This window comes from Microvirga calopogonii (assembly GCF_003347665.1).
Lineage (GTDB): Bacteria > Pseudomonadota > Alphaproteobacteria > Rhizobiales > Beijerinckiaceae > Microvirga > Microvirga calopogonii.
The window spans coordinates 63,657-69,656 of record NZ_QDGA01000026.1; the positions used below are offsets into that span (position 1 = coordinate 63,657).

General features: G+C 62.7%; 5 protein-coding genes. 1 reads left to right on the forward strand and 4 read right to left on the reverse strand.

All coding sequences use genetic code 11. The features are described 5' to 3' along the window. Window positions 1-77: 77 nt before the first annotated feature. From DDF70_RS19025 to DDF70_RS19035, 3 genes are all read right to left on the reverse strand, one after another. Window positions 78-1,118 carry a hypothetical protein gene (locus DDF70_RS19025; protein ID WP_114946422.1) on the reverse strand — a complete coding sequence of 347 codons (1,041 nt, stop codon included), beginning with the start codon at window positions 1,116-1,118 and terminating at the stop codon, window positions 78-80. Beyond that, window positions 1,118-4,009 carry a penicillin-binding protein 1A gene (locus DDF70_RS19030; RefSeq protein WP_114946423.1) on the reverse strand — a complete coding sequence of 964 codons (2,892 nt, stop codon included), beginning with the start codon at window positions 4,007-4,009 and terminating at the stop codon, window positions 1,118-1,120. The genes DDF70_RS19025 and DDF70_RS19030 overlap by 1 nt, the downstream gene beginning before the upstream one ends. A gap of 192 nt (window positions 4,010-4,201) precedes the next feature. Beyond that, window positions 4,202-4,960 carry an SDR family oxidoreductase gene (locus DDF70_RS19035; protein ID WP_114946424.1) on the reverse strand — a complete coding sequence of 253 codons (759 nt, stop codon included), beginning with the start codon at window positions 4,958-4,960 and terminating at the stop codon, window positions 4,202-4,204. Window positions 4,961-5,138: 178 nt separating this feature from the next. Here DDF70_RS19035 and DDF70_RS19040 point away from each other — a divergent pair, with 178 nt between their 5' ends. Next, window positions 5,139-5,558 (forward strand): DUF1236 domain-containing protein, encoded by a 420-nt coding sequence (locus DDF70_RS19040; protein ID WP_114946429.1) that lies wholly within the window; start codon window positions 5,139-5,141, stop codon window positions 5,556-5,558. Window positions 5,559-5,632: 74 nt separating this feature from the next. On the opposite strand, the gene DDF70_RS19045 is transcribed toward DDF70_RS19040, so the two are convergent. Next, window positions 5,633-6,000 (reverse strand): DNA translocase FtsK (locus DDF70_RS19045; protein ID WP_281024376.1); only part of this gene is annotated, 368 nt, incomplete at its 5' end.

Consider the following 6,000-nt stretch of genomic DNA (forward strand, 5'->3'; position numbering starts at 1 on the left):
CCTTGTCGCCTCCGCATACTCAGCAGCCCCGTTCGGCCTAACTGGAACGGGGCTTTTTCGTCTGCGCGGCACAAATCCTATTTCTCGAACTGCCCAGCGATGGCGCGGATACGGTTGCGGACATAGTCTGGAAGCCCGGCGCTGATGGAACTGCCGGAATTGAACGAGCTTTTGCCCATTAGCACCTGAGCCGGGATGAGATTCCTGAGCACAGGAACGCTCTCGAATTCCTTTTTGCGTTCCAAGACGTCGGTCTCGACCGCAAGCGTCATGAAGACGGTCGCGACCGTCTTGCTGGCCTCGGCAGGATAGGGTTGCAGGACGGCGACGAGCTTTCCGAACTGCATGACCTGGTTCACGTGAAAGATCGTCTGTTCCAGCACCCCGGTCACGGGAGCATCAAGGCCGGTGAGCTTGGTGTAGCCAGCCCGTTCGATTTCGTCAGGCGGAATCGTGCGGATCTCCGTCTGGAAATCCATGGACTCCGAGATCTTCTTGCCACCCTCCTCGAGCTTATTGGCAAGGCGGATGCCGATCGGCAGCTTGCCTTCCAGGGGATAGCGCGACTCGATGCACAGACTTCCCTCCGGCTCGCACCAGCGCCTGCTCGGATGACGCTGATAGGCGCTCTCCGGATCCACCTGCGGGGCGGCCTGATCCGCCGTGATGCGGCGATGCTTGATGGCGGGATCGATCTTTTCGAGCACATCGAGGTGAGTGTAGCGCGCCAGATCGATGGAGCCGGGCGCCTTGTTGATCAGGAAGCGTGCCTCGACCACATACATGTGGAGCTTTTCGGTATAGGCTTTCGGGATGCCGTGAACCGAGACCTTGATCGTCGGCTCGACATAATCGGGATAGGGGCTCAAAAGCTGCTTCTGCAGTGGCCTCTCGCGTGCCCAGTCCTCGAACCGGATCAAGCCCGTTCCGGGATCGGCGAGCTTGTCGTCGCGGTGGTCGCTGAACAGAATGGTCCCGGGCTTCAGCTTCGCCGGCGCTACAGCCGTTACCGACGCAACCTCGTCGATCTTGAACTCCTGCGCTTCCAGCGCGCCCGTGGAGACAAAAAGAGCTGCCAGGACGGCCAGCGTCCGTCCGAAGGGCTTTGTCGATTTCATCAGTAAACCTGTCCGTTGCGCCAGATATAGTCCGGGTCCACCCGTTGAGGCCGCCGCGGAGCATCATCCTCCCACCACCAGCGGAAGCCCCGCTCGGGTTCGGCCGGACGGCGCGAGGGCGGAGCGTTGCGGCGCAGGCTCTCCAGCCAGCCCGGCCCCTGCGCGTAGGGACCGTCCTCGTAGTAATCCGGTCCGCTCCTCTCCTCGCCGTCGCTCCACGGGTCCGGGTTGCGGAAGGCATACACTTCCGATTGCGGCACGAGACGGTACTGCGTCTCGTTCAAGCGCCCGAACCAGCTGAGACGGAAATGCTCCGTGAAGCCCCTGCCCTGTCCATCCGTCAGCCTGTCGCCGGTGTTGAGATCGATCGGCAGCGCGATCATCTGCTTGGCCGCCTGAGGCGAAGGCGGGTTGAGTGGCGCCTTCGGTATGCCGCGTTCCCATGCAGCCTGAAGGATGGACTGAAAGATCGGGGCCGCGACCTTGCCTCCGGTCTGTCCGCGCCCGAGGGTCCGGCGCTTTCCATCGGCATTGTCATGCCCCACCCACACGGCAATGGTGACGTCGTTGGTAAATCCGACGAACCAGGCATCGTTCTCGTTATCTGACGTTCCTGTCTTGCCCCCGACAAAGGGAGAAAGCGCTTTCAGCGATCGGGCCGTTCCTCGTTCCAGCACGCCCTGCAGCATGGTCTTCAACTGATAGAAGGCGACAGCGTCGGCGGAGCCGAGTCGAACCAGTGTGTTGGCTTTGCGGCTGTACACAACGCGTCCGTTCTCCTCCACGCTCTCGATGGCGTGGGGCATCGGCATCGCGCCCTCGTTGGCAACGGCCGCGTAGAAGGCGGCAAGATCAAGGATCCGCACCGGCTGCGCACCGAGAACGAACGGATAATACGGCGTGCATTCCAGATAGAGCTGCGCTTCGAGCGCGAGTTCGCAAACGCGCTTCAGGCTCTGTTCCGGTGTGGCTTCGATGCCGCCGTCGAGCAGACGTGCCGTTACGAGATTCTTGGAATTTTCGAGCGCCCGGCGCAGGGTCATGATTCCCGCCCGACCGCCGTCGAAGTTCTTCGGACTCCAGGAGTCGCCGGCACTCGCATTTGCCCCGCCCACGGGAGGAAGCGTCACAGGCGCATCCCAGATCAGCGTGTTGGGCTGCAGGCCCTTAGACAGCGCCGCGAGATAGGTGAGCGGCTTGAAAGCGGAGCCCGGCTGCCGTTGCGCCTGCGTGGCCCGGTTGAGCTGGCTCAACGGATAGGAGAAGCCACCTGTCATCGCGAGGATGCGGCCGGTCCTGTTCTCCAGTACGACCACGCCGCCCTGCACGGAGGGAGGCACCCGCAGATCGGCGCGAACCGCACCCTTGCCCTTCTGCTCGATCACCTGGACGCGGACCACGTCATAGAGCTTGAGGTCCCGTCGTGCCGCCTCCCAGGCGTTCAACGGCAATATGCGTCCGTCCGCTAGACCGACCCGCATGACATTGGCGCCGGTCTTGCGGTCTTTCCCCTTCTCGACGACGACGGCCGCCGGCCAGTGCACGTCATAGAGAGGCAACCGTACCGCGTCCAAGGCCCGCTTCCAGGCTGGAGAATCATCCTTCGTGGCGTCGAGCGTCTTGATCGCTTCCGCAAGATTGGCCTCGGCGCCTTGGTAGCGCTGTCGCCCTACGCTCAGTTCGTAACGGGCAAGCCCTTCCTGCAAGGCCGTCTCGGTAACCTCCTGCAGAGCGGGGTTGATGGTGGTTCGCACCGTATAGCCTCCGGCGCTCAGGTTCTCGACATCGGCAAGCGTCCGGGCATCCCGGCTCACATGATCGACGAAGTAGAAGCCCATCGTACGCCTGGTCCGTTCGAACGGTACTCGTGAAGGCAGGGACCCGATGGCCTGATGGACCTGATCGGGCTTCAGGAATCCATCATCCTGCACGCGGCTCAGGACATAGGCCATGCGCTCCTGAGCGCGATCGGGCTTCGTGTCGGGATTGTAGTAGTTGGGCCCCTTCGTCAGCCCGGCGAGCAACGCGCCCTCGGAAACGGACAGCGCCTTGGCGCTCTTTCCGAAATAGCTCTGGGCCGCCATCTCGATTCCCCAGGAGGAGCGACCGAGATAGATGGAGTTGAGATAGATTTCGAGAATTTCCGCCTTGCTGAGAACGCGCTCGATCCGCGAAGCGACGATCATCTCCCGCATCTTGCGATCGTAGGTGACGTCGTCCCCGACGAGGAGATTCTTCGCCACCTGCTGCGTGATCGTGGAACCGCCCGCAGGCCGCCCGGGATTTGTCAGATTCCCCATGAAGGCGCGGATCACCCCACGCTCGTCCACGCCCTTGTGCTGGTAGAAGCGCTTGTCCTCCGCCGAGACAAAGGCCTGCTGCACGCTCATCGGAATATCCGACAGGGGAACCCAGATCCGCCTATGATCGGGTTCATACATCTCGGCGAAGCGCTTGCCGCTCCCGTCCAGGATCACGCTCACGCCCGGAAGCTTCAGGCCCTTCAGCTTTCCGGCATCGGGAAGCCCGGCAACGGCCGCATTGTAGTACGAGATCACTTCGCTCAGGTCGACCGGGGGTGGCTCGACCTTCTCGTCCTTGCAGAATTGCCGGTAGCTCGCCTGCAGATCATTGAAGCTCAACCCCTGCAACACCTTCAGCTCGCCCGTGATGGCCTGTGGGTCGTCCATGGCCGTGGCGATGAGGTCGTCGAGATTGATATCCTCGATATCGAAGGCGCGGCGCATATGGGTACAGCCGTCCTTCAGGATCTGCGAGACCTGGCCCTGATCCCGTACAGGATCGAAACTCGTCCTGACCGCCTCCGGATCGACGAGAACCTGACTCAAGGTCAGGGCCGTTGCAAAGATCTTGACGAGGATCGCGCTCATTCCGCCGCCGTCATCGTGAACCTACGCTCCATGAAGAGGTTATCCGGCCTGTCCTGCCGAGGCTCGTACCCTGCTTGGAACAAGCTGAATGGAAGCCGTACATCGCGGCTGATCCAGAGCCGGCCATTCCATAGAGATGGGGCAGCCCAGCTTACTTCACAGGTGGGGAGGTCCCTTTCACGGCAATGTGTCTCACCCTCTTCCGACGAACGGCATCTTGGTCGCCATGACGGTCATGGTAAGCACATTCGCATCGAGCGGCAGCCCAGCCATGTAGATCACCGCATCCGCCACGTGCCTGGGATCGATCCTGGGTTCGGGAGCCAAGGTCCCGTTGGCTTGCAGGACGCCTTCCGTCATCCTGGCGGTCATGTCGGTAGCGGCATTGCCGATGTCGATCTGCCCGCAGGCGATGTCGTAGGCGCGACCGTCGAGGGCTGTCGATTTCGTCAGCCCCAGCACCGCATGCTTCGTCGCCGTGTACGGAGCCGACAGCGGGCGCGGGGCATAGGCGGAGACTGAACCGTTATTGATGATCCTCCCACCCCTCGGATTCTGCTCCTTCATGATCCTGAACGCCTCCTGGGTGCACAGGAAGGTCCCGGTCAGATTGGTGTCGACCACCTTTTTCCATTGCTCGAAAGGGATGTCCTCGAGCGGAACGGCGGGCGAGCCCGTTCCGGCGTTGTTGACGAGAAGGTCGAGGCGACCGAAAGCCTGTTTCGTCGCGGCGAACAGGGCCGCGACGGAGACCGGGTCCGTCACATCGGTCGGCACGAGAAGCGTCCGAGCGTCTTCTCCCGCGCTCTCCCGCTCGGCCGCCTCCAGAGCATCCCGCCGACGCCCCGCCATGACGACGCTGTAGCCGGCCCTCAGGAGAGCGGCGCTGATGGCCTTGCCCACCCCGGTTCCCGCTCCGGTCACGATCGCAACTTTGGAACGCTCGATCATCCTTATTCTCCCACCCCTTGCTTCCATCTGCCGTGACAGATGCATTTGAGAGCACGAACGGCAAGGATAGGTAACCGGCTTGCTAACATCTTTCAGGTTTAGGGTGCCGGACTGGGTAGGCAGGGAACCGGCCAAGCTTTCCCGCGTTCGCATGGTGCTAACCGGAAAGGAATCCGCCATGCGCAATCACGCCCTAAGCTCGGCTGCAATCCTGACTCTTTTGGCCCTTCCCCTCGCCGCCTGCCAGAGTACCCCTGAAACCGGCGCAGCGACTGGCGCCGCAGGTGGCGCCGTGGCCGGCGCCGTCGTGGGCGGCCCCGTTGGCGCCGTGGTCGGCGGCGTTGCTGGTGCCGCGGTCGGCGGCGTTCTCACTGCTGAGGAGCAGAACAGGGTCCACACCTATGTCGTTGCCCAGCGTCGTCCCACGATGCGTGTGGCAGAGGAAGTGACAGTCGGTCAGCCGTTGCCGCCGCGCGTCAGGCTCTACCCCGTCCCGCAAAGCGTCGGCCTTCGAAATCCCTACAGCTATACGATCGTGAACGATCAGACTGTCCTGGTCGATCCGCAGACGCGGACGGTCGTTCAGGTTATCCAATAATCCGACTGCTCTTCCGAAAGCAAAAAGGCGGCCTGAGAGGGCCGCCTTTTCCATTATTCGGCTAGGACGTTGGATCAATCGTCGAGTTCGAGATGATTGATCAGAATTTCGCGTTTACCGGCGTGGTTTGCGGGCCCGACGATGCCCTCGTTTTCCATGCGCTCCATCAGCGAGGCGGCGCGGTTGTAGCCGATCTGGAGCCGGCGCTGGATGTAGCTCGTCGAGGCCTTCTTGTCGCGCAAGACCACCGCCACCGCCTGGTCGTACAGGTCGCCGCCCGGCGCCCCGAACTCGCCCTGGTCGAACACCGGCGCGTCGCCGGCCGCCGCGCCGCCCTCGTCCTCCTCGGCCGTGACCGCCTCCAGGTACTGCGGCCGGCCCTGGCGCTTGAGATGCGCCACCACCTTCTCCACCTCCTCGTCGGAGCAGAACGGCCCGTGCA